The sequence below is a fragment of the Streptomyces sp. NPDC030143 genome, from assembly GCF_055573695.1.
The window spans coordinates 386416-411660 of the sequence record NZ_JBVIAY010000002.1 but is presented as its reverse complement, the minus strand read 5'-3'; the positions used below and the strand labels follow the sequence as shown (position 1 = coordinate 411660).

20 protein-coding genes are annotated in these 25245 nt (G+C 72.8%); 5 read left to right on the top strand and 15 right to left on the bottom strand.

Features of this window, described 5'->3' with window-relative positions:
- Positions 1-85: 85 nt before the first annotated feature.
- Positions 86-934 (bottom strand): inositol monophosphatase family protein, encoded by an 849-nt coding sequence (locus tag ACZ4YY_RS04940; RefSeq protein ID WP_468283893.1) that lies wholly within the window; start codon positions 932-934, stop codon positions 86-88.
- An 84-nt stretch (positions 935-1018) separates the two neighbouring features.
- A complete protein-coding gene (locus tag ACZ4YY_RS04935) occupies positions 1019-2845 on the bottom strand; it encodes a gamma-glutamyltransferase family protein (RefSeq protein ID WP_468283891.1) in 1827 nt (608 codons plus the stop codon).
- Positions 2846-3158: 313 nt separating this feature from the next.
- On the opposite strand from ACZ4YY_RS04935, the gene ACZ4YY_RS04930 reads away from it, so the two are divergent.
- A complete protein-coding gene (locus ACZ4YY_RS04930) occupies positions 3159-3827 on the top strand; it encodes a hypothetical protein (RefSeq protein ID WP_468283889.1) in 669 nt (222 codons plus the stop codon).
- A 116-nt stretch (positions 3828-3943) separates the two neighbouring features.
- Here the strand turns inward: ACZ4YY_RS04930 and ACZ4YY_RS04925 are convergent, their stop codons facing one another.
- The 9 genes from ACZ4YY_RS04925 to ACZ4YY_RS04885 form a co-directional block, all read right to left on the bottom strand.
- Positions 3944-5470 carry an NCS1 family nucleobase:cation symporter-1 gene (locus ACZ4YY_RS04925; RefSeq protein WP_468283887.1) on the bottom strand — a complete coding sequence of 509 codons (1527 nt, stop codon included), beginning with the start codon at positions 5468-5470 and terminating at the stop codon, positions 3944-3946.
- A 122-nt stretch (positions 5471-5592) separates the two neighbouring features.
- Positions 5593-6612 (bottom strand): TIGR03842 family LLM class F420-dependent oxidoreductase, encoded by a 1020-nt coding sequence (locus tag ACZ4YY_RS04920; protein ID WP_468283885.1) that lies wholly within the window; start codon positions 6610-6612, stop codon positions 5593-5595.
- Positions 6613-6623: 11 nt separating this feature from the next.
- Positions 6624-8066: a dihydropyrimidinase gene (gene hydA, locus ACZ4YY_RS04915; RefSeq protein WP_468283883.1), complete on the bottom strand. Its 1443-nt coding sequence runs from the start codon at positions 8064-8066 to the stop codon at positions 6624-6626.
- Positions 8067-8205: 139 nt separating this feature from the next.
- Positions 8206-9048 (bottom strand): nitrilase-related carbon-nitrogen hydrolase, encoded by an 843-nt coding sequence (locus tag ACZ4YY_RS04910; RefSeq protein WP_468283881.1) that lies wholly within the window; start codon positions 9046-9048, stop codon positions 8206-8208.
- 181 nt (positions 9049-9229) lie between these two features.
- Positions 9230-10813 (bottom strand): PucR family transcriptional regulator, encoded by a 1584-nt coding sequence (locus ACZ4YY_RS04905; RefSeq protein ID WP_468283879.1) that lies wholly within the window; start codon positions 10811-10813, stop codon positions 9230-9232.
- Positions 10814-10840: 27 nt separating this feature from the next.
- Positions 10841-12127 carry an aspartate aminotransferase family protein gene (locus ACZ4YY_RS04900; protein WP_468283878.1) on the bottom strand — a complete coding sequence of 429 codons (1287 nt, stop codon included), beginning with the start codon at positions 12125-12127 and terminating at the stop codon, positions 10841-10843.
- The gene (locus ACZ4YY_RS04895) at positions 12124-12966 is read right to left on the bottom strand and encodes a nitrilase-related carbon-nitrogen hydrolase (RefSeq protein ID WP_468283876.1); all 843 of its coding nucleotides are present in this window, start codon (positions 12964-12966) and stop codon (positions 12124-12126) included. The genes ACZ4YY_RS04900 and ACZ4YY_RS04895 overlap by 4 nt, the downstream gene beginning before the upstream one ends.
- Before the next feature lie 179 nt (positions 12967-13145).
- Entirely contained in the window at positions 13146-14534 is a 1389-nt protein-coding gene (locus tag ACZ4YY_RS04890) for a hypothetical protein (RefSeq protein WP_468283874.1), read from the bottom strand.
- A 169-nt stretch (positions 14535-14703) separates the two neighbouring features.
- Positions 14704-14982 carry a helix-turn-helix domain-containing protein gene (locus ACZ4YY_RS04885; RefSeq protein ID WP_468283872.1) on the bottom strand — a complete coding sequence of 93 codons (279 nt, stop codon included), beginning with the start codon at positions 14980-14982 and terminating at the stop codon, positions 14704-14706.
- A gap of 32 nt (positions 14983-15014) precedes the next feature.
- On the opposite strand from ACZ4YY_RS04885, the gene map reads away from it, so the two are divergent.
- Together map and ACZ4YY_RS04875 are read left to right on the top strand one after the other, a co-directional pair.
- A complete protein-coding gene (map, locus tag ACZ4YY_RS04880) occupies positions 15015-15821 on the top strand; it encodes a type I methionyl aminopeptidase (RefSeq protein ID WP_468283870.1) in 807 nt (268 codons plus the stop codon).
- 97 nt (positions 15822-15918) lie between these two features.
- Positions 15919-18456: an ATP-dependent Clp protease ATP-binding subunit gene (locus tag ACZ4YY_RS04875; protein WP_468283868.1), complete on the top strand. Its 2538-nt coding sequence runs from the start codon at positions 15919-15921 to the stop codon at positions 18454-18456.
- On the opposite strand, the gene ggt is transcribed toward ACZ4YY_RS04875, so the two are convergent.
- Positions 18451-20253, bottom strand: coding sequence for a gamma-glutamyltransferase (ggt, locus tag ACZ4YY_RS04870; protein ID WP_468283866.1), 1803 nt, complete (start codon positions 20251-20253; stop codon positions 18451-18453). The genes ACZ4YY_RS04875 and ggt overlap by 6 nt on opposite strands.
- Before the next feature lie 116 nt (positions 20254-20369).
- Between ggt and ACZ4YY_RS04865 the strand changes: the two genes are divergently transcribed.
- Together ACZ4YY_RS04865 and ACZ4YY_RS04860 are read left to right on the top strand one after the other, a co-directional pair.
- A complete protein-coding gene (locus ACZ4YY_RS04865) occupies positions 20370-21131 on the top strand; it encodes a hypothetical protein (RefSeq protein ID WP_468283864.1) in 762 nt (253 codons plus the stop codon).
- Between the two features lie 115 nt (positions 21132-21246).
- The gene (locus tag ACZ4YY_RS04860) at positions 21247-22815 is read left to right on the top strand and encodes an alpha/beta fold hydrolase (RefSeq protein WP_468283862.1); all 1569 of its coding nucleotides are present in this window, start codon (positions 21247-21249) and stop codon (positions 22813-22815) included.
- 200 nt (positions 22816-23015) lie between these two features.
- On the opposite strand, the gene ACZ4YY_RS04855 is transcribed toward ACZ4YY_RS04860, so the two are convergent.
- The 3 genes from ACZ4YY_RS04855 to ACZ4YY_RS04845 form a co-directional block, all read right to left on the bottom strand.
- Positions 23016-23759: an amino acid ABC transporter ATP-binding protein gene (locus ACZ4YY_RS04855; protein ID WP_468283860.1), complete on the bottom strand. Its 744-nt coding sequence runs from the start codon at positions 23757-23759 to the stop codon at positions 23016-23018.
- 162 nt (positions 23760-23921) lie between these two features.
- Positions 23922-24341 (bottom strand): DUF6278 family protein, encoded by a 420-nt coding sequence (locus ACZ4YY_RS04850; RefSeq protein ID WP_468283858.1) that lies wholly within the window; start codon positions 24339-24341, stop codon positions 23922-23924.
- 114 nt (positions 24342-24455) lie between these two features.
- Positions 24456-25235, bottom strand: a complete 780-nt coding sequence (locus tag ACZ4YY_RS04845) for an exodeoxyribonuclease III (protein WP_468283856.1) — start codon at positions 25233-25235, stop codon at positions 24456-24458.
- Positions 25236-25245 lie beyond the last annotated feature (10 nt).

Below are 25245 nucleotides of genomic sequence, written 5' to 3'. Positions count from 1 at the left end.
GTGGCCTGGGGATCAGGATATGCCGGGGGTCCGACGCCGCGGGCGGCCAGGTGGGCAACACGAGCGGGACGCCCGGGCCCGCAGGTCAGCTGCGCCCGGCCGCCAGCAGTCCCGCCACACGGCGCGCCGTCGCCGCGTCCCGGGCCGCCGTGAACGGCAGGGTGTTGCCGCCGGTGATGCGGAACGGCTCCCCGGTGAGGGTGAGGTGCGCGCCGCCTGCCTCCTCGACGAGCAGCAGGCCTGCCGCGTGGTCCCAGGCGGCTTCCCAGGAGAAGGCCGTGGCGTCCGATGCGCCCCGGGCGACGGCGAGGTACTCCAGGCCCGCCGATCCGCACGGCCGCGGTGCGACGCCGTCGGTCCACAGACCGAGCAGGGCGTGCTTCTCCGCGTCGGTGGTGTAGTCGGGGTGGGAGGTGGCCACCGTGAGGTCGCGGCCGGGCTCGGGCGGGCCGGCGAACAGCCGCTCGCCGTCCAGGAAGGCGCCGCCGCCGCGCACGGCCGTGGCCAGCTGGTCGCGGGCCGGCGCGTACGTCCAGGAGGCGAGCACGACGCCGTGCCGGGCGAGGGCGACCAGGGTGCAGAAGCCGTCGTCGCCGTGGACGAACTGCCGTGTGCCGTCGACCGGGTCGACGATCCAGACGGGGGCGTCGCCCCGTATCGCCTCGTAGGTGACCGGATTGGCGTGGACGGCCTCCTCGCCGACGACGACCGAGCCGGGCAGCAGGGCGCCGAGGGCTTCCGTCAGGTACAGCTCGGCGTTGCGGTCGGCGTCCGTCACCAGGTCGTGGGGGCCGCTCTTCTGGTCGACCTCGTGGTCGGCGAGCTGCCGGAAGCGGGGCATGATCTCGGCCGCGGCGGCCTTGCGGACCGCTTCCTCCACGTCGGTCGAGTGGCGGCCGAGAAACTCGTCGATGGTTTCCGTGTCTTCGATCATGCCCCCCATGAGACCACGCCCCACTGACAATCCCCGCCCGGCCGGTGCACACCGGGTGGAATCGGGATGAACACCCGCCGTGGCTCACCGCCCCACGGCGTACCCCTGCATGCCCCGCGGGTTGGCCGCCGCCGACAGCACGCCCGTCCCGGGGTCGCGGGCGACGGCGCACAGGCGGCCCTCGGACCAGGCGTCGCCGACGGTGACGTCGTGCCCGCGGCGGCGCAGCTCCTCGACGACGCCCGCGGGCATGCGGGACTCGACGGTCACGCTGCCGGGGCGCGTGCCGCGCGGGTAGAAGGAACCGGGGAAGCCGTCGTTGTGCCAGTTGGGCGCGTCGACGGCGCCCTGGAGGTCGAGGCCGCCGCGCACCCGCGCGCGCAGGGCGACGGCGAGGAAGAAGTGCAGCTGCCACTGGTCCTGCTGGTCGCCGCCGGGGGTGCCGAAGGCCAGCACGGGGACGCCGTCGCGCAGGGCGATCGAGGGGGTGAGGGTGGTGCGCGGGCGGCGGCCGGGCGTGAGCGAGTTCGGCAGTCCCTCCTCCAGCCAGGCCATCTGCAGCCGGGTGCCCAGCGGGAAGCCCAGCTCGGGCACGACCGGGTTGGACTGGAGCCAGCCTCCGCTGGGCGTGGCGGCGACCATGTTGCCCCAGCGGTCGACGACGTCGAGGTGGCAGGTGTCGCCGCGCACGGCGCCCCCGGCGGTGACCTCCGGCTCGCCCGGCACCGGGGAGAGCGGGCTCTTCGCCACGGTCGGCTCCCCCGCGCCCGGGGGGTGCGGGCCGGGCTCGTCGGCGGCCACCGCGCGCGCGTGGGCGCTCAGTCGCGCGGTGCGCCCGCCGGGCTCGCCGGGCCGCAGCTCGTAGGAGGCGCTGTCGCCGATCAGCTGCCGCCGGCCGGCGTTGTACCCGGGCGACAGCAGTTCCTCCAGCGGGACCTCGGCGGCGTCCCCGTACCAGGCCTCACGGTCGGCCATCGCGAGCTTGCAACCCTCGACCAGCAGGTGGACGTAGTCGGCGGAACCGTACGCGGGCAGGTCGGGCGGGAGCAGGGCGAGCTGCTGGAGGAGGACCGGGCCCTGGCTCCACGGCCCGGCCTTGCACACGGTCCAGCCGTTCCAGTCGTACGTCGCCGGCGCCTCGTAGGTCGCGGACCAGCCGGCCAGGTCGGCGGCCGTGAGCGTGCCGGTGTGGCGCTCGCCGCTGGTGTCCCGCGTCGGCCGTCCCGCCTGCCGCACGAGCGCCTCGGCGACGAACCCGGTCCGCCACACCTCGCGCGCCGCGTCGATCCGCGCCTCCCGGCCGCCGGCGCCGGCGGTCTCGGCGAGCAGCCGCTTCCAGGTCGCGGCGAGGGCGGGGTTGCGCAGCAGTGTGCCGGGCCGGGGCGGCTTCCCGCCGGGCAGGTACACCTCGGCCGAGGAGGTCCACTCCGTCTCGAACAGCTCCCGGACCGTCTCGACGGTCGCGCCGACGTTCTCCACGGGCGCGTGCCCGTGCTCGGCGTAGCCGACGGCGTACTTCAGGACGTCGTCGAGCGGCTTGGTGCCGTGGTCGCGCAGCAGCAGCATCCAGGCGTCGAACGCGCCGGGGACGGCGGCGGCCAGCGGGCCCGTGCCGGGCACGAGGTCCAGGCCGAGCGAGCGGTAGTGCGCGACGGTGGCGCCGGCCGGGGCGACGCCCTGCCCGCACAGCACCCGCACCGCGCCGCCGGCCGGGGCGAGCAGGATCGGGACCTCGCCGGCGGGCCCGTTGAGGTGGGGTTCGACGACGTGCAGCACGAAGGCGCCGGCCACGGCGGCGTCGTAGGCGTTGCCGCCGTCCTCCAGGACCGCCATCGCGGACTGGGAGGCCAGCCAGTGAGTGGAGGACACCATGCCGAAGGTGCCCTGGAGGGTGGGGCGGGTGGTGAACACGGGCGGGCTCCTCACTGCGCGGCGACCGACCTCGTGATCGTACGCACCGGCGGTCCGGGCGGAGTCCCCGCCCGCCGGGGGCGGTTCCCGCCCTCTCGCCGCGGCGGAGACCGTCCCGGTGCACTCGGGCGACCGGGTCCCGGCGGCCGCGAAACGGACATGTCCCCTCCCCGTGACCCGCCGTCCCCGCGCGTGCCGTCACCGCCCCGCCACGCAGCGAGTTCGCCCTTCCGCCCCACGGGGAGTCGTGTGACACTGGCGTCCCTGTCCGCATCGCGGACTCCGTCCGCACCGTCCCCCACGAAAGTGCGCCGTGCGCTCTCTCCCGCTGCCGCTCGCCCTCACCGCGCGCCTGTCCCCCGTGGCCGTGCTCGCCTGCGCCGGCTGGGCGCTGTCGTCCGGTCCGCTCGTCCCGTCGCAGGAGACCGCGGCCAAGGACACGCAGAAGACCCAGTCCCGGTCGGCGTCCGCCCCTTCCTCCACGGCCGTGACCAAGACGTACGCCACCGCGCCCGCGCCCTGCGCGAGCGTGGCAGCGAAGACGGTGTCCTCGCTGGTGCCGGGTGCCAAGGCGGCGGGCAAGGAGATCCCGTCGACGGACACCACCCTGCGCCGCACCTGCTCCTGGAACGCGCTCAAGGGCTACGACTACCGCTGGCTCGACGTCTCCTTCGAGCTGATGGACTCCGACGAGGCGGCGCGGACCTCGTACCAGGAACGCACCGGGGAGAAGAGCGGCGGCGGAGCCGTCCCGGGTCTCGGCGACGAGGGCTATTCGGTGGTGAACCTCTCCACGGAGGACAAGCAGCAGACCCGTGAGGGCACGGTGATCGCCCGGGTGGCCAACGCGCTGGTGGTCGTCACGTACAACGGCAGCGACTTCGAGACGAAGAAGGCGCCCGGCATCGACGAGATCAACAAGGGCGCCATCAAGGCGGCGAAGGAAGCGGTGGCTTCGCTGAAGGCCGCCGGGGCGCTCTGAGGGGTCCTTGCACCCTGCCCGCCTGGGCCGCGCGGCCCGGTACCGCACCTCGCCCCGCGTTGCCGAAGAGCCCTGGTAGCTCGGCTACCAGGGCTCCGTCGGTGCCGTCGCCCGGGTCAGACCCCGGTCCTCTCCCGGCCCGCGAGCAGCATCAGCGCCAGGTACAGCACCATCGACGTGCCCAGGCCCACCGCCCAGCCGTAGTCGGCGAGCGGCTCCAGTGCGGGGACGGGCCGGCCGTCGATCAGCGGCTTGAAGCTGGCGCCGCCGACTGCGAGGACACCGCCGACCACGAAGGCCACGACGGCCCGCCAGTTCCAGCCGCCGTCGTACCAGTAGCGGCCGCCCGTGCGGTACAGGTCGGTCAGGTCGAGCCGGGCGCGGCGCAGGATCCAGTAGTCGGCGATGAGGATGCCGGCGACCGTGCCGAGCAGACCGCCGACCAGGCCGAGCCAGGTGAAGATGTAGCCCTGCGGGTCGGAGTACAGCTTCCACGGGAAGATCAGCACGCCCAGCACGCAGGTGGCGAGCGCGCCGGCGCGGAAACTGATCCGCCGGGGCGCGACGTTGGAGAAGTCGAAGGCCGGTGAGACGAGGTTGGCCGCGATGTTCACGGACAGGGTCGCCACCAGGACCGTGACCAGCGCGAACAGCAGGCCGACCACGTTGTCCGTCCTGGCGGCGAGCTGGACCGGGTCCCAGATCGTCTCGCCGTACACCGCCTGCGAGCCGGAGGTCACCATCACCGACAACAGGGCGAAGAGCGTCATGGTGGTCGGCAGGCCCAGTGCCTGACCCCATGTCTGCGCCTTCTGCGACCTGCCGTACCGGGTGAAGTCCGGGATGTTCAGCGACAGCGTCGACCAGAAGCCGATCATGCCCATGAGGGACGGCCAGAACAGCTTCCAGAAGTCGCCGCCCCAGCCGAGCCTGGACGGCTGGTCGAGCAACGGACCGAAGCCGCCGGCCTTGTCGCTCATCCAGACCAGCATCACCAGCGCGCCGACGAGGACGAAGGGTGCCGCCCAGTTCTCGAAGCGGCGGATCGTCTCCATGCCCCGGTAGATGATCGCGACCTGGATCGCCCAGAAGATCGCGAACGACAGCCACATGGTCCAGGCGTAGCCGCCGATCCTCCCGGCGTCCGTCCAGCCGTTGCCGATCAGCTTCCCGGCGAGGAAGTAGATCGCCTCGCCGCCGATCCAGGTCTGGATGCCGAACCAGCCGCACGCCACCAACGCCCGTACGACGGCAGGCAGGTTGGCGCCGCGGATGCCGAAGGAGGCCCGCGCGAACACCGGGAAGGGGATGCCGTACTTGGGTCCCGCGTGCCCGGTCAGCAGCATCGGGACCAGCACGATCACATTGGCCAGCGCGATGGTGAACACCGCCTGCTTCCAGTCCATGCCGACGGCGATCAGACCGGACGCCAGCGTCCACGACGCCGTGTTGTGGGCCATGCCGACCCACAGCGCGGAGAAGTTGTACGTGGTCCAGGTGCGCTTCTCTACGGGGACCGGGAGCAGGTCCTCGTTGGCGTAGGGGCCGCTGGGCTGCGGCGAACCAGGAGCGATCTCCACCCGGCCGTCGGCGAGGGTGACTTGGGAGGCCGGCGGTATCGCCGTGGGCGCGGTGTCGGTCATGGGCAGGCCAATCAAACGAGGGGTGGATCCGGAAAGGCCGTGCGGGTCTCCGGCCCCCTCCTCCGGGACGGCGGAGGAGGGGAGATCTGGAGTGGGGGGTCGGGGTGGGTCCTCGGGGGGGGTCAGCCGTTCACGGCGGGGATCACCGTCGCGCCGTACGCGTCGATGACCTTTTCCCGCGCGTCGTGCATGTCGTAGACGGCGAACTGGTCGACGCCCAGTGCGCGCAGTGCGTTCAGCTTCTCGATGTGTTTCTCGACCGGTCCGACGACGCAGAACCGGTCGACGATCTCGTCGGGGACGAACGCCGTGTCGGGGTTGTCGGCGCGCCCGTGGTGGGAGTAGTCGTAGCCCTCGCGGGCCTTGATGTAGTCGGTGAGTGCCTCGGGGACGGCCGACGAGTGCTCCCCGTACTTGGCGACGAGGTCGGCCACGTGGTTGCCGACCATCCCGCCGAACCACCGGCACTGCTCGCGCGCGTGGGCGAGCGCCTCGGGCGAGTCGTCGTCGGTGACGTAGGCGGGGGCGGCGACGCAGACGGTCACCTCCGACGGGTCGCGTCCGGCGGCGACGGCCGCGTCCTTCACGGCCTTCACCATGTACTCGGTGAGGTACAGGTCGGAGAGCTGGAGGATGAACCCGTCGGCCTCCTCGCCGGTCATCTTCAGCGCCTTCGGGCCGTAGGCGGCCATCCAGACCGGGAGTTCGGCGCCCGGCCGGATCCACGGGAACCTGATCACCGTGCCGCCGAGGTCGGCCTCGTCGCCCCGGCCCAGGGCGCGGACGACCTTCATCGCCTCGCTGATGCGGGCCAGCGTGTTGGGCTTGCGGCCGGCGACGCGCATCGCGGAGTCGCCGCGGCCGATGCCGCACACCGTGCGGTTTCCGAACATGTCGTTGAGGGTGGCGAAGGTGGAGGCCGTGACCTCCCAGGTGCGGGTGCCCGGGTTGGTGACCATCGGCCCGACCTTCAGCTTCGTGGTGTTGGACAGGATCTGGCTGTAGATCACGAACGGCTCCTGCCAGAGCACGGCGGAGTCGAAGGTCCAGCCGTGGGTGAAGCCGTTGCGCTCGGCCCGTTGCATCAGGCTGACGACCTTCGAGGCCGGCGGGTCGGTCTGCAGGACGAGTCCGAAGTCCATGGCGCCACTCCCTAGGTGAGGTACTGACAGGTGGAGCGCGGGGTGTAGACGCCGTGGCCGGCGTGTCCGGTGTACTCCCGCTCGGTGATGACGAGTTCGCCCCGCGACAGGACCGTCTCGACGCGGCCGGTGACCCGCCTGCCCTCGTACGCCGAGTAGTCGACGTTCATGTGGTGGGTGTCGGCGGACAGGACCTGCTCGGCGTGCGGGTCGTAGATCACGACGTCCGCGTCGGCGCCCGGGGCGATGGTGCCCTTCTTCGGGTACATGCCGAACATGCGGGCCGGGGTGGCGCAGGCGATCTCGATCCAGCGGCGGCGCGAGATGTGCCCCTCCACGACGGCCTGGTGGAGCAGGTCCATCCGGTTCTCGACGCCCGGCAGACCGTTGGGGATCTTGGAGAAGTCGCCCCGTCCGAGTTCCTTCTGCCCCACGAAGCAGAACGGGCAGTGGTCGGTGGAGACGACCTGGAGGTCGTTGGTGCGCAGCCCGCGCCACAGCTTCGCCTGGTGTTCGCGCGGCCGCAGCGGGGTGCTGCACACGTACTTGGCGCCCTCGAAGTCGGGCTCGGCGAGGTTGTCGGTGGACAGGAACAGGTACTGCGGGCAGGTCTCGCCGAAGACGTTCAGACCCTCGTCGCGCGCCCGGGCCAGCTCGGCGACGGCCTCCATCGCCGAGACGTGCACGACGTAGAGCGGGGCGCCCGCGACCTGCGCCAGCCGGATGGCGCGATGGGTGGCCTCGGCCTCCAGCAGCGCCTTGCGGACCTCGCCGTGGTGGCGGGGGTCCGTCTCGCCGCGTGCCAGCGCCTGCTCGACCAGGACGTCGATGGCGATGCCGTTCTCCGCGTGCATCATGATCAGTCCGCCGTTGTCGGCGGAGCGCTGCATGGCGCGCAGGATCTGGCCGTCGTCGGAGTAGAAGACCCCGGGGTAGGCCATGAACTGCTTGAAGGAGGTCACCCCCTCCTCCACCAGCAGGTCCATCTCCTTGAGCGTCTCCCGGTTCACGTCGGAGACGATCATGTGGAAGCCGTAGTCGATGGCGCAGTTGCCCTCGGCCTTGGCGTGCCAGGTGTCCAGGCCCTCGCGCAGGGTGCGGCCGACGCCCTGCACGGCGAAGTCGACGATGGTGGTCGTACCGCCCCAGGCGGCGGCCCGGGTGCCGGTCTCGAAGGTGTCGGAGGCGAAGGTGCCGCCGAAGGGCAGCTCCATGTGGGTGTGGGCGTCGACTCCGCCCGGGATCACGTACTTCCCGGTGGCGTCGATGACCCTCCCCCACCCTCCGGGCGGGGGTGTCCCCGTTCCGCTCGGCTCGGCACTCCAGGCCTCGGCGGCCGGGGTGCCGGACGCGGCGAGGGCGGCGATACGGCCGTCCTCGATCAGCACGTCGGCGTGGATCTCGTCGGACGCGGTGATGACGAGGCCGCCGCGGATGACGGTACGGCTGCTCATACGGTGACGCTCCGCTGGGTCGTGGTCGGCAGATGCGGGTCGGGTGCGGCTGGTCGCGCCCCGCGGCGACGCCGCACGGGGGCGCTGCCCCGCGTCCCCGAAGGGCCGCGCCGCTGCGGGGACACGGGGGGCACCGGGTTCACGGTGCGGTCAGCGGGCCGTACGCGTCCGGGCGACGGTCGCGGTAGAACTGCCAGCGGTCGCGCACCGCGCGCAGCTTGGTCATGTCGAGGTCGCGGACGACGAGTTCGGTCTCCTTGTCGCTCGCCACCTCCCCGACGAACTGCGCCTCCGGGTCGACGAAGTAGCTCGTCCCGTAGAAGTCGTTGTCGCCGAGCTCCTCGACGCCGACCCGGTTGATCGCGCCGACGAAGTACTCGTTGGCGACGGCCGCCGCCGGCTGCTCCAGCTGCCACAGGTAGGCGGACAGGCCGCGGGAGGTCGCCGAGGGGTTGAAGACGATCTCGGCTCCCTCCAGCCCCAGCGCGCGCCAGCCCTCCGGGAAGTGGCGGTCGTAGCAGATGTACACGCCGATCCGGCCCACGGCGGTGTCGAAGACCGGCCAGCCGGCGTTGCCGGGGCGGAAGTAGAACTTCTCCCAGAACCCCTTGACCTGCGGGATGTGGTGCTTGCGGTACTTGCCGAGGTAGGTACCGTCGGCGTCGATCACGGCCGCGGTGTTGTAGAGGACGCCGGGCTGCTCCTCCTCGTACATCGGCAGCACGAGGACGATGCGGTGCTCGCGGGCCAGGGCCTGGAAGCGCTCGACGATCGGGCCGTCCGGGATCCGCTCGGCGTACTCGTAGAACGCCGGGTCCTGGACCTGGCAGAAGTACGGTCCGTAGAACAGCTCCTGGAAGCACAGGACTCGGGCGCCCTGGGCGGCCGCGTCGCGCACCGCCTGCTCGTGCACCCGGATCATCGACTCCTTGTCTCCGGTCCACGCCGTCTGGAAGACGGCGGCACGGATCACTTGGCTCATCGGGACCTCCGGTCGCTCGGTGTGCGAGAAGGCTAGGAAGTCCCGGAGCGGGCTTTGAGTGGCACGGTGTCACGTCTGCGGACGTGCGGCGTGCCACCGTGTCACGTCTTCGTGGGCCCATGTTTCACCACCGTTTTCGCAGGTCGTTCCAGGTTTCACTGCTGTTGCACCGGGTGCGGGGTCAGCCTTGCTGCGCGTCGTGCGCGAGGAGCGCGATGTGCACCGAGGCCGCCTGTTCGAAGTCGTCGAGATCGACGCCGAGGCGGGCCTGTATCGCCTCCAGCCGGCGGTACAGCGCCGGCCGGGAGACGTGGTGGAGCTGGGCGGTGCGCGACTTGTTGCGGCCGGTGGCCAGGTAGGTGCGCAGGACGGCGAGCAGGTCGTCGCCGGCCGCGCACAGCAGTCCGTCCAGCTCGCGTTCGGCGAAGGACTGCACGTGCGGGTCGTCCCGCAGCAGCCGGATCAGACCGCGCAGGTGGACGTCCTTGAGGCGGACGACGGCCGGGAGGTCGAGGGCGGCCGAGGAGTCGGCGACGGCGTCCGCGACGTGCCGGGCCTCGCGCAGCCCGGCGGGCACGTCGTCCCACACGGTGCGGGCGTCGGCCGCGGCGACGACGGTCCCCGTCTCCCCGGACTCGGTGCGCAGCCGGGCCGCGAAGTGTTCCGCGAGCGCCTCGGCGTCCTGGTCGCGGGCGAGGCTGAGCAGCACCGCCGTGGCCCCGTCGGCGAGCTCGGCGACCAGCCCGGGCAGCCCCAGCAGGCGCAGCACCCGGTCGAGCCGGGCGAGGTCGCCGTCGCGCACGACGAGCGGCACGAAGGTGCGCCGGTTGACCGGCAGCCCGGCCGCCCGTGCCCGCGGAAGCAGTTGACGGGCCGGTACGACGCCGCAGACCAGGTCGGTGAGCAGTCCCTGCGCGGACTGCTCCTCCCAGGTGTGGGCGGCGGTGCCGCCGAGCATGCGGTGCAGCACGAGGGCCTCGGCGGCCCGGTCGGCGAGGAGCCGTCCGCCGGCGGTGTCGCCGCGGTACCCGCACAGCACGATCTGCCCCCAGCGTTCGCCGCGCCCGCCCAGTTCGGCGCGGATCCAGCCGTCGCCCTCGCCGCCGCCGGCCTGGCGGGCGATGCGCTCCCAGTCACGCAGCACGTCGTCGACCGCGGACCGCTCCCCCGCGGTGGCCAGCACCCGGTGGGCGAGGTTGGTGACGACGACGGGACAGGCGCTGTGCTGGGCGACCTCGTCGAGGAGGTGTTGCAGCGGGGCGCCGGCGGTGATGAGTCCGGTCAGGGCGGTGCGGACGGCCTCCGAGAGGCTGACGGCGGCGAACTTGCGGCGCACGAGCCGGGACTGCACCTCCTCGGTGAGCTCGGCGAAGGGGAACGGCCGGTGCAGGACGACCATCGGCAGCCCGCACCGTTCGGCGGCGCGCCGCATCACGTCCGGTGTGACGGGGAAGGCCCGTCCGAGGCCCAGGACGACGGCGGCGGCCTCGGCGCGGTGCAGGGAGCGGATGTACTCGGCCTGCTTGCCCTCGTCGCCGGCGAGCAGGACACCGGTGGTGAGCACCATCTCGCCGCCGCTGAGCATCACGCCGACGTCGGCGGCCTCGGCGACGTGCACCCAGCGCACCGGCCGGTCGAGCTGGGCCGCGCCGGCGACCACCTCGGGCTCGCCGGCCAGCACGCGCTCCAGGGAGAGGACCTGGCGGACCGACAGGGCGGGTTCCAGGGGCTCCGCGGGCGCCCGGTGCTCCGAGGTGGTGGTCATGGCGTGGTTCCCTTGCTCACGGTGCTGCTACCGGGTGCTCCTCAGCGCGCCTTCGAGGATCGCGGCGCCCTCTTCGGCCTCCGCGACGGTCAGGGACAGCGGCGGGGCGACGCGCAGGGCGGTGGTGCTGTGTCCGCCGCCCTTGCCGATCAGCAGACCGTCGGCGCGGGCCGCCTCCAGGACGGCGGCGGCCCGTTGCGGGTCGGCCTCGTCGGTGCCGGGCCGCGTGAGCTCGATGCCGATCATCAGTCCGCGTCCGCGCACCTCCCGGACCCCCGGGTCCTGGGCGGCGGCGGCCCGCAGTCGTTCGGCGAGCAGTCCGCCGACGCGTCGGGCGTTGCCCTGGAGATCGTGTTCCAGCAGGTAGGCGAGGTTGGCGAGACCGGCCGCCATGGTGATCTGGGTGCCGCCGAAGGTGGAGATGCTGTTGGCGTCGAGACAGTTCATGATCTCCGCGCGGGCGACGACACCGCCGATCGACATGCCGTTGCCGATGCCCTTGGCGAAGGTGACGATGTCGGGCGGGCCGTTCCTGCCGTGTGCCTGCCAGCCCCAGAAGTGCTCGCCGGTGCGGCCCCAGCCGGTCTGCACCTCGTCGGCGATCCACAGGACGCCGTGCTCGGCGAGCACCTCGCGGAAGGCCGCGTACAGGCCGTCGGGGGGCGAGGTGAAGCCGCCGACGCCCTGGATGGGCTCGGCGATCAGCGCGGCGGGCCGGCGGGTGTGGCCGAGGAGGTCCCTGAGGTCCTCGACGCAGGCCGCGATGAACCCGGCGTCGTCCAGCGCGGCGTACGGGCCGCGGGTGCGCACGCCGCCGTGGACGTACAGGGTCTGGAGCGGTGAGAGGGAGGTCGGGGACCAGCCGCGGTTGCCGGTGACGCCGACCGCGCTGAAGGAGCGGCCGTGGTAGCTGTTGCGCATCGCCAGGATCGTGTTGCTGCGGCGGTGGGTCGTGGCCAGCAGCAGGGCGGTGTCGTTGGCCTCCGTGCCGGAGGTGGTGAAGAAGACGCGGGCGTCCGGGACGCCGCTCAGCCGCGCGACGCGCTCGGCGAGTTCCACCATGGGCCGGTTGAGGTAGAGCGTGGAGGAGTGGATGATCCGCCCGGCCTGCTCGCTCACCGCCTTGGTCACCTCGGGCAGGGCGTGCGCGGTCATCGTGGTGAGGATGCCGCCGAAGAAGTCGAGGTAGCGGTTGCCCTGCGCGTCCCAGACGTGGCGGCCCTCGCCGTGGGTGATCTCCAGCGGGTCGTCGTAGTAGAGGGCGAGCCAGTCCGGCAGGACGCTGCGGTGGCGTGCGTGGAGGTCGTTGCTCACGGCTGCACCAGTCCCTCGTAGGCGTCGGGGCGGCGGTCGCGGTAGAAGGCCCACTGGTGCCGCACCTGCTCGATGAGGCCGAAGTCGAGGTCGCGGACGAGCAGCTCCTCGGTCCTGTCGTCGGCTACCTCGCCGACGAACTGTCCGCGCGGGTCGACGAAGTACGACGTCCCGTAGAAGTCGTTGTCCCCGTACTCCTCGACGCCGACCCGGTTGATCGCGGCGACGAAGTACTCGTTGGCGACGGCCGCGGCCGGCTGCTCCAGCCGCCAGAGGTGGCCGGACAGTCCGCGGTGGGTGGCGGAGGGGTTGTAGACGAGCTGGGCGCCGTTGAGCCCGAGCTGCCGCCAGCCCTCCGGGAAGTGCCGGTCGTAGCAGATGTACACGCCGACCTTGCCGACGGCCGTGTCGAAGACGGGCCAGCCCAGGTTTCCCGGCTTGAAGTAGTACTTCTCCCAGAAGCCCTTGACCTGCGGGATGTGGTGCTTGCGGTACTTGCCGAGGTAGGTGCCGTCGGCGTCGATCACGGCCGCGGTGTTGTAGTAGAAGCCGGACTGCTCGACCTCGAAGACCGGGACGACGACCACCATGCCCGTCTCCCGGGCGAGGTCCTGCATACGCCGCACGGTCGGCCCGTCGGGGACCGGCTCGGCCCAGCGGTAGTGCTCCGGCTCCTGGACCTGGCAGAAGTACGGAGCGTTGAAGACCTCCTGGAACCCGATGACCTTCGCGCCCTGCCGGGCCGCCTCGCGGGCGTGCTCCTCGTGTTTCGCCACCATGGACTCGGTGTCGCCGGTCCAGGTGGCCTGGACCAGGGCGGCACGTACGACGTTGGCCATGAGCTGCTCCTTCGACGGGACGTCAGAGCCTCTACGCCCGTAGAAACAGGCTGTAGAGGGACGAACGTAAGCCTCCCGGACGGCCTTGCCAAGACCATCGCCGTCAAGTGCCGGAGTCGATCGCGTTTCACACTCCTGTGGGTGAGTCGTGGGGCGGACGGCGTAGGGGCACGGGGCCGCTACGCGGTGAACCCGGCCACGCGCAGGGCGTGCACCAGGTCCCAGTGGCACTGTTCGGAGACCGTGCGGGCGCTGCGCAGGAGGAGCGGGACGAGGGTCTGCGGGGCGGGGGCGGCGCTGCGGGCGGCCTCCTCGGGGGTGCGGACGCGGACGTAGGCGTCGAGGAGGGCGTGTGCCTCGCGGTGGCGGCCCTGGTCCACGAGCCCGCGCACGGCCTCGCCGACCTCGTCGGCCGGGCGGGCGACACCCTGCCGCAGGATCTGTTCCGCGTCGGTCGCGCGGCCCGCTTCGGCGAGGGCGTCCGCGGCGGCGACGAGCCGGTCGGCGGGCAGGGAGGCGGCCTCCCAGAGCAGGGTCGTCCAGTCGGCGGTGAGGCCGGCGTGCCGCAGGTCGGCGGCGAGCAGCGGGATGCGGGCGGCGGGCCAGTGGGCGAGCTCGGCGAGCAGGGCGTGCGCCTCCCCGCTGCGCCCCTCGGCCCGCAGCGCGACCAGCCGGGTCACCGCGTCGGCGCTCTCCCGCCGCGCCGCCGTGTCCGGTGGCTCGGCCGTCTGCGGCTCGGGGTGCTGCTCCACGCTCTCGGCGGCCCCGGCGAAGCGGGCCCCGCGCGGGCCGCGGCGGGAGGGGGCTGCGGGGGCGGGCGCCGCGGTCCCGGCTGCGGGCGGGACGACGACGGGGGCGGCCTGCTCGGCGATTCCGGCGAAGCGGGCGCCGCCCCGACGCCGTCTGCGCTGCTTGGGGACGGCGGCGGGCGGGTCGGTGTCCTCGGGCGCGGCCTCGGCCGGGGCGGCGGTCCCGGCGTCCGGGGAGAGCCGCCGGGACGGTTCGGGGCCGGCCCCGGTCCACCGGGCCGTCCGTGTCTCCCGCACCGGCCCGCCTCCCGCCCGCCGGTCCAGCTCGGCGATGCGGTGGCGCAGTTCGGCGCAGCGGGCGGTCGCGCGTTCGTGGTCGTCGTGGGCCCAGGCGAGGTCCAGGCGCAGGGCCTCGGCCTCCTCGTGGGTGGTGGCCGTGGTGAGCCTGCGGCCCAGGTCGGCCTGCCGTTCGACGGCGTAGCGCTGCTCGCGGAGCATCACGTCGAGGCGGTCGCCGAGGGCGTCGCGGGCGCCGGGCCGGCGGTCGTGGGCGACGAGGGCGGCGACGTGCAGCGGCCGGGCCCGTTCGGCCTCCTGCGCGGCGAGGGCGGTGCCGTGCTCGGCGGCGAGGTCCTGCAGAAGCGCCTCCACCACGTCCCAGGGCGGCATCTCCCGCCCGTCGAGACAGGCCCGCATCCCGTCCGGGTCGCGCTGCCAGAACACCGCGCACCATCCGGACCCCTGGTCCAGACGCGCCAGCAGGACATCCAGGTAGTTCACGAACTCCCGCACTGCGAGCGGGAGTTGATCCACAGTCATCGCCCGACTCCCGCCCGACCGGAACACTCCGGTCCGTAGAAAACACCAGTCGTGTTACAGCGCCGCTACGACCACTTTTCGAAGGGGGCGCAGCGGACTCCTTCGGGCGTGCCCCTCCCGTGCGCGCGCCGGCGCCGCCCCTCGCGCGTCCTCCCGTGCCGACGGGCCGTCACCGCACCCCGGGGACCGCCGCCCCGGACATCTGCGCGAGCGCGCACCGGCCCGCGAGGTCGTCCATGGACAGGCCCAGCGCGCGGGCGAGCGCGGCCACCGTGAAGAAGGCCGGGGTGGGGGCGCGGCCGGTCTCGATCTTGCGGAGGGTCTCGGCGGAGATGCCCGCGCGCGCCGCGACCTCCGTCATGCTCCGGCCGCCTCGGGCCTCGCGGAGCAGCTGTCCGAGCCGCTCGCCGCGTTCGCGTTCTTCGGGGGTCAGCGGGGTGCGTACCATGCCGTCATTCTAATACCGGTATAGTAATTGGCATGGTGGAACTGAAGACAGACGCGTCGATCGACGCGATGCACGAGGCGGGCCAGGTTGTCGCCCGCGCCCTCACAGCCGTACGCGAGGCCGCTGACGTGGGCGTTTCCCTGCTGGAGCTGGACGAGGTGGCGCACGGCGTGGTGCGCGAGGCGGGCGCGACCTCGCCCTTCCTCGGCTATCGGCCGGCCTTCGCCGCCACGCCCTTCCCGGCGGTGGTCTGCGCGTCCGTGAACGACGCGATCGTGCACGGCATCCCGACCCGTTACCGCCTGCGCGACGGCGACCTGGTCTCGATCGACGTCGGCGCGGAGCTGAACGGCTGGGTGGGCGACTCCGCGGTCAGCTTCACCGTGGGACGGCCGCGCCCCGCCGACCTCCGTCTGATCGAGACGGCGGAGCGGGCCCTCGCGGCGGGCATCGAGGCGGCGGTCGTCGGCAACCGTATCGGCGACATCGCCCACGCCGTCGGCCTGGTGTGCCGCGGGGCCGGTTACGGCGTCCCGGACGGCTTCGGCGGCCACGGCGTGGGCCGCCGTATGCACGAGGACCCGCCGGTCCCCAACGAGGGCCGCCCCGGCCGGGGCCTGCCCCTGCGGCACGGCATGGTCCTGGCGATCGAGCCGATGCTGATCGCCGGCGGCGGCGACGGCCACCACGAGGCCCCCGACGGCTGGACCCTCAGGACGAACGACGGTTCCCGTGCGGCCCACGCCGAACACACGGTGGCGATCACCGAGAGCGGACCGCGGATCCTCACGGCGCGCGAGCGGGCGGGGTCGGGGGCGCCGCACCGGGCGTCCCGCTGAACATGCCGCCCCCGCGGGAACATGCCATCGTGGTGTAGCCCGGCCCCGGACAGGAAACCCGTCCGCACCCGCAAGGCAGTCGATGGAACGGAACGCCATGACCAGCGGCTACATCGGCCCGGAGGGCGACCCCTTCGGTGAATTCCTGGCCCGCTTCTTCGGCGGGCCCCGCCCCGGACCCCGCCAGATCAACATCGGCCAGCTCCTCAGTCAGCCGGCCAGGGAGCTGGTCCGCGGCGCGGCCCAGTACGCGGCCGAGCACGGCAGCCGCGACCTGGACACCGAGCACCTGCTGCGGGCGGCCCTGTCGGCGGAGCCGACCCGTACGCTCCTCAGCCGCTCCGGCGCGGACCCCGACTCGCTCGCGTCGGAGATCGACGAGCGGTCCGGCCCGGTCCAGCACCCGCCGGGCGAGGCGCCTCCGCCGACCTCGCTGTCGCTCACCCCGGCCGCCAAGCGCGCCCTGCTCGACGCCCACGACCTGGCCCGCTCCCGCGGCGCCGGCTACATCGGCCCGGAGCACGTGCTCAGCGCCCTCGCGGCGAACCCCGACTCCGCGGCCGGGCACATCCTGAACGCGGCGCGCTTCGCGCCGGCGAGCGGCCCGACCGAGCCCCCGGAGGCCGCCCAGGCCCGCCCGGAGCGCCCCTGGCCCGCCACCACACCCACCCTGGACAAGTACGGCCGCGACCTCACCGAGCTGGCCCGCCAGGGCCGGATCGACCCGGTGATCGGCCGGGACGACGAGATCGAGCAGACCATCGAGGTGCTCTCCCGGCGCGGCAAGAACAACCCGGTGCTGATCGGGGACGCGGGCGTCGGCAAGACCGCCGTCGTGGAGGGGCTCGCGCAGCGGATCGCGGACGGTGACGTGCCGGACGTCCTGACCGGGCGCCGGGTGGTCGCCCTGGACCTGACCGGCGTGGTCGCCGGCACCCGCTACCGGGGCGACTTCGAGGAACGCCTCAACACCATCGTGAACGAGATCCGCTCCCACTCCGACCAGCTGATCGTCTTCATCGACGAACTGCACACCGTCGTCGGGGCGGGCGGGGGCGGCGAGGGCGGCGCCATGGACGCCGGCAACATCCTCAAGCCCGCGCTGGCGCGGGGCGAGCTGCACGTCGCCGGCGCGACGACGCTGGAGGAGTACCGGCGCATCGAGAAGGACGCGGCCCTCGCCCGCCGCTTCCAGCCGATCCTGGTGCCCGAGCCGTCGGTCGCGGACGCCCTGGAGATCCTGCGCGGGCTCCAGGACCGCTACGAGGCCCACCACCAGGTCCGGTACACCGACGAGGCGCTGGTGGCGGCCGTGGAGCTGTCCGACCGGTACCTCACCGACCGGCGGCTGCCGGACAAGGCCATCGACCTGATCGACCAGGCCGGTGCCCGGGTGCGGCTGGGCGCCCGCACGAAGGGCACCGACGTGCGCGCCATGGAACGCGAGGTGGAACAGCTCGCCCGCGACAAGGACCAGGCGGTCGCCGACGAGCAGTACGAGCAGGCGACCCGACTGCGCGACCGCATCGCGGAGCTCAAGCAGCGCATCGCGGACACGAGCCGTGACGGCGAGGCCGACGAGGGCCAGCACCTGGAGGTCACGGCCGAGGCCGTCGCCGAGGTGGTGTCCCGGCAGACCGGCATCCCCGTCGCGAGCCTCACCCAGGAGGAGAAGGACCGGCTGCTCGGCCTGGAGGGGCATCTGCACGAACGGGTCGTCGGCCAGGACGAGGCGGTGCGGGTCGTCGCGGACGCCGTGCTGCGTTCGCGCGCCGGGCTCGCGAGCCCCGACCGGCCGATCGGCAGCTTCCTGTTCCTCGGCCCGACCGGCGTGGGCAAGACCGAACTGGCCCGCGCGCTCGCGGAGGCCCTGTTCGGCAGCGAGGAGCGGATGGTCCGCCTCGACATGAGCGAGTACCAGGAGCGGCACACCGTCAGCCGTCTGGTCGGGGCGCCGCCCGGCTACGTCGGCCACGAGGAGGCGGGCCAGCTCACCGAGGTGGTGCGCCGGCACCCGTACTCCCTGCTCCTGCTGGACGAGGTGGAGAAGGCGCACCCGGACGTCTTCAACATCCTGCTCCAGGTCCTCGACGACGGACGGCTCACCGACTCCCAGGGGCGCACCGTCGACTTCACCAACACGGTCATCGTGATGACCAGCAACCTGGGCTCCGAGGTGATCACCCGGCGGGGCGCCGGCATCGGCTTCGGGCCGGGCGGCGCCGACGCCGACGAGGAGGCCCGCCGCGAGCAGATCCTGCGGCCGCTGCGCGAGCACTTCCGGCCGGAGTTCCTCAACCGCATCGACGAGATCGTCGTCTTCCGGCAGCTCACGGACGAGCAGCTGCGGGAGATCACCGACCTGTTGCTGGAGCGGACCCGCCGGCTGCTGCACGCCCAGGGCGTCGCGGTGGAGTTCAGCGGCCCGGCCGTCGACTGGCTCGCCGAGCGCGGCTACCAGCCCGAGTACGGCGCGCGCCCGCTGCGCCGCACCATCCAGCGCGAGGTCGACAACCAGATGTCCCGGCTGCTGCTCGACGGCCGGGTGAAGGAGGGCGACCGGGTGCTGGTGGAGGTGCGGGACGGGCGGCTCGCGTTCCGCACCGAGCCGCCCGTCCCGGCCGCGGAGCTATGACGCCGGGTACACCACCTGCGCCGACCCGCCGCCGCGCCGGACGGTCTCGGCGGCGGCCAGCCACCTGCCGCCCGGCAGCCGCTGCACGCCGGTCGCGGCGCCGATCTCGGGGTTCGGTTTGAAGGAGTGCCCGATGGCCTCGAGCTGCCTGGCCACCTCGGTGCCCTGGAGGCCGGGTTCGAGGTCGGTCTGGGCGGTGTTGCGCTGGCTGGCCCGGGGAGCGGCGATCGCGTCGACGAGCGGCAGCCCGCGGTCGAGGAACCCGGTGAGGGTCTGCAGCACGGTGGTGATGATGGTCGCGCCGCCCGGTGAGCCGAGCGCCACCACGGGCTTGTCGTGCCGGTCGAGCACGATCGTGGGCGAGATCGACGACCGCGGCCGCTTGCCCGGGCCCGGCAGGTTCGGGTCGTGGACGGCCGGGTTGGCCGGGGCGAAGGAGAAGTCCGTCAGCTCGTTGTTGAGGATGAACCCGCGTCCGGGGACGGTGATGCCGCTGCCGCCGGTCTGCTCGATGGTGAGCGTGTAGGAGACGACGTTGCCCCACTTGTCGGCGACGGTCAGGTGCGTGGTGTTCTCGCCCTCGTACGTCGTCGGCGCGGCCGTGCCGCCGCCGGCGCAGGCCGCCGGGTGGCGCGGGTCGCCGGGCGCGACCGGACTGGTGAGGACGGCGTCGTCCTTGATGAGGCATTCCCGCGAGTCGGCGTACCGCTGCGACAGCAGCTCCCTCGTCGGTACGGACTCGAAGGCGGGGTCGCCGACCCAGCGCCCGCGGTCGGCGAACGCGATGCGGCTGGCCTCGATGAACCGGTGCAGGTACTGGGCCTCTGCGGCCTTCGACAGGTCGGTCCGCTCGAGGATGTTGAGCGCCTCGCCGACGGTGGTGCCGCCGGATGAGGAGGGCGCGATGGAGTAGACGCCGAGGCCCCGGTAGGTCGTCCTCGACGGCGCCTGGAGCTTGGCGCGGTAGGACGCGAGGTCCTTGTGCGTCAGGTCGCCGGGGCGGGCGTTCCAGCCGGAGTCCGGGTCCACGGGCGGCTTGTTGACGGTGTCGACGATGTCGTCGCCGATGTCCCCGCGGTAGAGCGCCCCGACGCCCTTGCGCCCCAGTTCGGCGTAGGTGCGGGCCAGGTCGGGGTTCTTGAAGGTCGAGCCGACGACCGGCAGCCGCCCGCCGGGCAGGAACAACTCGGCGGTGTCGGGGAAGTAGCGGAAGCGGGTCTCGTTGGCGGCGGTCTGGCTGCGGAAGGTGGCGTCGACGGTGAAGCCGCCGCGGGCGAGGCGCTCGGCGGGTCCAAGGACCGTGCCGAGCTTGCGGCTGCCCCACTTGTCCAGCGCGGTGGCCCAGGTGGCGGGCGTGCCCGGGGTGCCGACCGCGAGGCCGCTGCTGACCGCGTCGGCGAAGGCGAGGGGCTTGCCGTTCTCGACGAACAGCCGCGCGTCGGCGCTCAGCGGCGCCGTCTCGCGGCCGTCGATCGTGTGCACCGTGCGCGACCCGGCGTCGTAGTAGACGAAGTAGCCGCCCCCGCCGATGCCGGCGGAGTAGGGCTCGGTGACGCCGAGGGCGGCGGCGGTGGCGACGGCCGCGTCGACGGCGTTGCCGCCCTTGCGGAGCACCTCGATGCCCGCCGCGGAGGCGTCCGCGTCGACGCTGGCGACGGCCCCGCCGTAGCCGACGGCGACCGGGACCTTCTCCACCGCCCGGTCCGGGGCGACGGGGGGCGGCGCGGTGGCACCCACCGAGACGACGGCGGCCGAGACCGCCAGGACCGACAGTTTCCGTGCGACAGGGCGACGCATCCGTACCTCCAGTCCGGGACCGTTCGCGCAGCCTATTGCATCACCGACGGCCCGTCAGGAGCCCGAAGACACCGTGTCGGACACGGGTTTGCGCATCCCCGCTAGCATGCGCGCCCATGAACGACGACGTGCGCAACATAGTCCTGGGCGTGGTGGCGGCCGGCATCAGCGCCGCGCTCGGCTGGCTGGCCCGCACCTCCCTCTGGCGGCGCGGGCTCCGTCGCAAGCAGGCCTTCTTCGGACTGCCCGACAACTCCGAGTCGCTGCTGGTGGTCAACCGCGATCCGGCCACCGCGGATCCCTCGGTCCACCGCTTCGACGTGTTCGCGCTGCTGGAGCTGTCCGCGCTGATCAAGGAGTGCGGCGCCCGCTTCCACGTGGTCACGCAGGACGCGGTCCATCAGGGCGTGGGTGAGCGCACCGAGTTCTGTGTGGGCGGCCCGGGGTCCAATCGCCGCATGGTGGCGCACATGGCGGCGATGCTGCCCGGCGTGCGGGTCAACGTCGATCCCGAACCGGGGCCGGACCGGGGCGCGTTCCAGATCGGCGGTGAGCGCTACCGCATGGAAGCGGGCGTCGCCGAGTACGTGCTGCTGGCCCGGCTCACGGCGGGCGAGCCCCGGCTGAGCCGGCCCGTGTTCCTGTTCTGCGGACAACGCGCGATCACCAACCAGGCCGCCACCCGCTATCTCGCCCGCCACCACGAGCGGTTGTCCCGCAAGCACCGCAACGACTCCTTCGTGCTGCTGCTGAAGGTCGTCAACTCGCAGGCCTACGGCCCGGACGTCGTCGAACTGGTCGCCGACGTGACCCGGGCGGCCCGTGCGCCGCTGCCGGCCCAGGCGGACCCTTCACGCGCCCCGCACCGCGCATCCTGACTTCGTTCACATCACAACAATCGTTACTGGCACGTAACTTACCGACGGGTTACCTAGGGTAAGGCGAGGCGGTTACCGTCTGGTCACTTTGCACTGACACGCGTGAGGAGTGACCGTGCGCCACCACCGCAAGGCCCTGCGTACGACCGCCGTGGGCGTCGTCTCCGCGACCCTGGTCGCCGGTGGCGTCCTCGGTCTCGCCCCCGCCGCGCAGGCGGCCCCGTCCGGTATCCGCTTCGTCGACATCGCCGGCGAGGGCGGCACGGTCCTCAAGGCGAACGTCCTCACCCCCGCGGGCGCCGACGGCACGCGCCGCTACCCGCTCATCGTGTTCCCCACGAGCTGGGGACTGCCGCAGATCGAGTACCTCGCCCAGGCCAGGAAGCTCGCCGACTCCGGCTACGTCGTGCTCACCTACAACGTGCGGGGCTTCTGGCAGTCGGGCGGCGAGATAGAAGTCGCGGGACCGCCCGACGTGGCCGACGCCGCCAAGGTCGTCGACTGGGCCCTCGCCAACACCCCCGCGGACCCCGCGCACATCGGCATGGGCGGCGTCTCCTACGGCGCCGGCATCAGCCTGCTCGCCGCCGCCCACGACCCGCGCGTCAAGGCCGTCGCCGCGCTCAGCGGCTGGGCGGACCTCATCGGCTCGATCTACTCCGGGCGCACCCAGCACGTGCAGGCCGCCGGACTGCTGGACGCCGCCGGCACGGTCACCGGCCGTCCCGGCCCCGAACTGCGCCAGGTCTTCGAGGACTTCTACTCCTCCGACCTCACCGCGGAGCAGAACCTCCTCGACTGGGGGAGGAAACGTTCGGCCGCCTCGTACCTGGACCAGCTCAACCGCAACGCGCCGGCCGTCCTGCTCGCCAACGCCTGGGGCGACACGATCTTCCCGCCGAACCAGTACGCGGACTTCTACGAGAAGCTGAAGGGCCCCAAGCGGCTGGAGTTCCGCCCCGGTGACCACGCCACCGCCGAACTCACCGGCCTGTTCGGGCTGCCCAACGACGTGTGGACCGACACCGAGCGCTGGTTCGACCGCTACCTCAAGGGCGAGGCCAACGGCATCGACCGGGAACAGCCGGTCCGGCTCAAGTCCCGCTCCACGGGCGGCTACGAGGGCTATCCGGACTGGAAGTCGGTGGCCGCCACCAGCCGCAAGATCGACCTCGCGGGGACGGCCACGGTCCGCACGAACGTCGACTCGGGCGCGAACGGCGGGACGGTGTTCCTGTCGAGCATCCTCGACCAGGTGGCCCACCTGCCGCCCGTCGCGTCGATCCCGCTGCTCCCCCGCCGCTGGGCCGCCGTCTGGCAGTCAGGGAAGTACGCCACGGCCCAACACGTCCGCGGTACCGCGCGGTTGCACACCACGCTCACGCCGACCGAGGAGAGCGGCACGCTCGTCGCCCACCTCTACGACGTGGGGCCGCTCGGCCTCGGCAAGCTGGTCAGCCACGCGCCGTACACCTTCCACGGGCGGACGCCGGGCACGCCGTTCGGCGTGGACCTGGAGTTGTTCTCCACGGCCTACGACGTCCCGGCCGGGCACCGGCTCGCCCTGGTCGTCGACACGGTCGACCCGCTCTACATCGAGCACAACCCGTCCGGCGCACGGCTGACCTTCTCCTCGCCGGCGAACGACCCGTCATACGTGTCGATTCCGCTGCGCGAGCAGTGATCTCCGGCCGCGGCCGGGCGGGCAGGGCTCTGTGAACTGCTGCTGGTCGGCACCAACACCCGCTTGTGCGGGGTGAACGGCACATCGTAGTCGAGGTCCGCGCGGGCGCCGAGCGGTGCGTCCCCCCGGCCGCCCGACCGGCGCCCGACGCCTGTGCCGCGGCGGGTGACGTCCGCCGGGCACTCATCGTGCAAGGACCCCTAATGCTTGAGGATCTTGGAGAGGAAGTCCCGGGCCCGGTCGCTGTGCGGGTCGGTGAAGAACTCGTCCGGGCTGCGGTCCTCGACGACACGGCCGTCGGCCATGAACACCACGCGGTTGGCCGCCGAACGCGCGAAGCCCATCTCATGGGTGACGACCACCATGGTCATGCCCTCGCGGGCGAGTTGCCGCATGACCTCCAGCACCTCGTTGATCATCTCGGGGTCGAGGGCCGAGGTGGGCTCGTCGAACAGCATCACCTTGGGTTCCATCGCGAGGGCGCGGGCGATGGCCACGCGCTGCTGCTGGCCGCCGGAGAGCTGCGCCGGGTACTTGTCGGCCTGGCCGGCCACGCCGACCCGGTCGAGCAGGGCGCGGGCCTTCTCCTCGGCCTCGCGCTTGCCGGTCCCACGGACCTTGATCTGGCCCAGGGTGACGTTCTGCAGGACCGTCTTGTGCGCGAACAGGTTGAAGGACTGGAAGACCATGCCGACGTCGGCGCGCAGTCTCGCCAGTTCCCTGCCCTCCTCGGGCAGCGGCCTGCCGTCCAGCAGGATCGTTCCCGAACGAATGGTCTCCAGCCGGTTGATCGCCCGGCAGAGCGTCGACTTCCCCGACCCGGACGGGCCGATGACCACGACCACCTCCCCCCTACCGACGGTGAGGTCGATGTCACGCAGGACATGCAGGTCCCCGAAGTACTTGTTGACGTCACGCAGCTCGATCAGCGGATCGACGGCCATGCGCAGCCCTACTCACTCTCAGCTGTCCCGTGGTGGCCGCAAGAACCTATCCGCCCGGGCCCCCGCCCCGGACCCGACACGCACCTCGGAGGCATTAGCCGTATTTACGCGGGGCTCGGGGCGCAAGGGGCCGGAGTGCAGGCGGCGTCCACGGTCGGAGGTTCAGTTCTCCGCGGCCTCGGCGTACAGCTGGGACAGCTCGGGGACCCCGTTCGCCGCCCACTCCTGTCCGCCGCTCACCACGTCGAACTCGCGGCCGGACAGCAGCCGTACGACGGGCCGGTCGCCGGGCCAGACCTGCCAGACGGCGCCGGGCACGGTGCGCACGATGACCGTGCCGAGGTAGAGGCCCGCGTCGTTGCCGAGCCACGGCAGGACCTCCTCGTCGTCGCGCCAGCGCGGCAGCAACTGGTCGAGCGCCTCCAACGAGGCGACCGTGTCGTCGAGCCGGACGCCCTCCCCGGCCGCGAGGGACCGCAGCAGCTCGCACTCGGACAGGAGTCCGGCGACCCCCTCGGGGTCGGCGACCAGCGCCGCGTCAGCGTGCTTCTTGCGCCTGCCGCCCAGAAAGGGGATGTTCATACGCCAAGCCTGACATTCGCACCGGCGTGCGCACCACAGGCGCGCGGGCGGCCCGCTGCTCCGGCCGCCGCCACCGCGCCCCCGGCCCGGCGGCGGCCCGCCCGCTCCCGCGGGCTACACCTCCAGGTCGACGACGACCGGCGCGTGGTCCGAGGCGCCCTTGCCCTTGCGTTCCTCACGGTCGACGTAGGCGTCCTTCACCGCCTTGGCGAACGGCGCGTTGCCGTAGACCAGGTCGATGCGCATGCCGCGGTTCTTGGGGAAGCAGAGCTGGCGGTAGTCCCAGTACGTGAAGGGGTGCTCGTACTTCAGGGGGCGCGGGACGACGTCCGAGAGGCCCGCCTCGCGCAGGGAGGCGAGGGCGGCACGCTCGGCGGGGGTGACGTGGGTGGAGCCCTCGAAGAAGGCCGGGTCGAAGACGTCGTCGTCGGTCGGCGCCACGTTGTAGTCGCCCATCACCGCGAAGGGACGGCCGCCCCCGGCGTCGCCCGCGACGGCGGCCTTCAGGGCCTCGAACCACTGGAGCTTGTAGGCGTAGTGCGGGTGGTCCACCTCCCGGCCGTTCGGCACGTACACCGACCAGACGCGGACCGGGCCGCAGGTCGCGGAGATCGCCCGCGGCTCGCGCACGCCGTCGTAACCGGGATCGCCGGGCAGACCCTTGACCACGTCCTCCAGGCCGACCCGGGAGAGCACCGCCACGCCGTTCCACCGGCCCGTCGCGTGGACCGCCGCCTCGTAGCCCAGCTCGCGCAGCTGGTCGAGCGGGAACTGCTCCTCGGCGACCTTGGCCTCCTGGAGGCACAGCACGTCGGTGCCGCTGCTCTCCAGCCAGGCCAGGAGCCGCGGCAGGCGGGCGGTGATCGAGTTCACGTTCCAGGTCGCGATGCGCATGTCCCACAAC

Excerpts from the sequence above, each read along its gene's own strand:
- ACZ4YY_RS04940 (WP_468283893.1), bottom strand. The coding sequence starts at position 934 with ATGATCGAAGACACGGAAACCATCGACGAGTTTCTCGGCCGCCACTCG.
- ACZ4YY_RS04925 (WP_468283887.1), bottom strand. The coding sequence starts at position 5,470 with ATGACCGACACCGCGCCCACGGCGATACCGCCGGCCTCCCAAGTCACC.
- ACZ4YY_RS04920 (WP_468283885.1), bottom strand. The coding sequence starts at position 6,612 with ATGGACTTCGGACTCGTCCTGCAGACCGACCCGCCGGCCTCGAAGGTC.
- hydA (WP_468283883.1), bottom strand. The coding sequence starts at position 8,066 with ATGAGCAGCCGTACCGTCATCCGCGGCGGCCTCGTCATCACCGCGTCC.
- ACZ4YY_RS04910 (WP_468283881.1), bottom strand. The coding sequence starts at position 9,048 with ATGAGCCAAGTGATCCGTGCCGCCGTCTTCCAGACGGCGTGGACCGGA.
- ACZ4YY_RS04905 (WP_468283879.1), bottom strand. The coding sequence starts at position 10,813 with ATGACCACCACCTCGGAGCACCGGGCGCCCGCGGAGCCCCTGGAACCC.
- ACZ4YY_RS04895 (WP_468283876.1), bottom strand. The coding sequence starts at position 12,966 with ATGGCCAACGTCGTACGTGCCGCCCTGGTCCAGGCCACCTGGACCGGC.
- ACZ4YY_RS04890 (WP_468283874.1), bottom strand. The coding sequence starts at position 14,534 with ATGACTGTGGATCAACTCCCGCTCGCAGTGCGGGAGTTCGTGAACTAC.
- ACZ4YY_RS04885 (WP_468283872.1), bottom strand. The coding sequence starts at position 14,982 with ATGGTACGCACCCCGCTGACCCCCGAAGAACGCGAACGCGGCGAGCGG.
- map (WP_468283870.1), top strand. The coding sequence starts at position 15,015 with ATGGTGGAACTGAAGACAGACGCGTCGATCGACGCGATGCACGAGGCG.
- ACZ4YY_RS04875 (WP_468283868.1), top strand. The coding sequence starts at position 15,919 with ATGACCAGCGGCTACATCGGCCCGGAGGGCGACCCCTTCGGTGAATTC.
- ggt (WP_468283866.1), bottom strand. The coding sequence starts at position 20,253 with ATGCGTCGCCCTGTCGCACGGAAACTGTCGGTCCTGGCGGTCTCGGCC.
- ACZ4YY_RS04865 (WP_468283864.1), top strand. The coding sequence starts at position 20,370 with ATGAACGACGACGTGCGCAACATAGTCCTGGGCGTGGTGGCGGCCGGC.
- ACZ4YY_RS04855 (WP_468283860.1), bottom strand. The coding sequence starts at position 23,759 with ATGGCCGTCGATCCGCTGATCGAGCTGCGTGACGTCAACAAGTACTTC.
- ACZ4YY_RS04850 (WP_468283858.1), bottom strand. The coding sequence starts at position 24,341 with ATGAACATCCCCTTTCTGGGCGGCAGGCGCAAGAAGCACGCTGACGCG.
- ACZ4YY_RS04845 (WP_468283856.1), bottom strand. The coding sequence starts at position 25,235 with ATGCGCATCGCGACCTGGAACGTGAACTCGATCACCGCCCGCCTGCCG.